2 protein-coding genes are annotated in these 1035 nt (G+C 42.1%); one reads left to right on the top strand and one right to left on the bottom strand.

The features are described 5' to 3' along the window. The coding region (locus A3739_RS29755; RefSeq protein ID WP_231877047.1) for a putative solute-binding protein at nucleotides 1-206 on the top strand (206 nt) is incomplete at its 5' end. 52 nt (nucleotides 207-258) lie between these two features. Here the strand turns inward: A3739_RS29755 and A3739_RS08465 are convergent. After that, on the bottom strand, nucleotides 259-1035 hold a 777-nt coding region (locus A3739_RS08465), incomplete at its 5' end, for an MMPL family transporter (RefSeq protein ID WP_156502482.1).

Raw genomic sequence — 1035 nt, forward strand, 5'->3', positions numbered from 1 at the left:
TGGTTAGTGATGCCGAGAAAGAAATACCGGCGAAATATTGGATTGGGGTCGATCAATTTACGAAAGATGATATTGACCACTTCAGTAAACGTGTTCGCTTGGCCTTGAAAGACGATAAGGTGAATCATCCAACAGCGCTTAAATTATTGTGGAAGATACGTTGTCGACAAGACCGAAGTCGTGGTGAATGTGTCAGACCAGAATAGCGAAGGAATAAAAACCAAAAAAATTAAAAGGCGCCAATTGGCGCCTTTTTTCTTATGATGCTTGCTGATTTACTGTGACAGCGTCATTGACGGCTTCTTTGTTTTGCATTGATGTTGTATGGGATTTATCGCCCTTATCAAGCCATAGAAGCATTGCAGGTAATGCGAAGAAATCAAAAATCAAAGCGAGTGTAATCGTGATCGCAGTGAAGATTCCCATGTATGCGTTCATATTAAAGTCTGATAAAGCAAGTACCATAAACCCTGCAACAAGTACGAATGTTGTTACCCATAGGGCGGTGCCTACCATGGTAAATGCATATCGAACGGCTTCTTCAGCGGTATAGTTTTTCTCTCTGCGAGCGCGTTGATATTTGCTAAGGAAGTGCACAGTATTGTCGATCACGATACCCAATATCATGCCAACACCACTTCCAATAGAGATGCCTACATCGCCTTGAAATAGTCCCCATATACCAAAGGTTGCGCCGATTGGTACGAGGTTAGGGATAATGCTTACAGCGCCTAATCGTAAGGAGCGTAAAACGATACACATCACGATGATGATAACGATTAAGGCATAGCATACGCCCATGATCATACTGTCGACATTGCGCTTTCCGATATGGGAAAACATCAAATTGGTGCTTGCTGCATAAAAAGATTCGATATCTGTATTATCTTCGAGCCATTGGCTAATTTCCTGCTCGAGGCGCAATGTAGTTCTGGTATCAACGTTTTCTAACGAGATTAATATTCGTGCAGAGGACTTATCGATATTCAACTGGTTGTTCAGGTCTAAGCCATAAGGAAGCGACATCTCATATAG

This window comes from Oleiphilus sp. HI0067 (genome assembly GCF_001635735.1).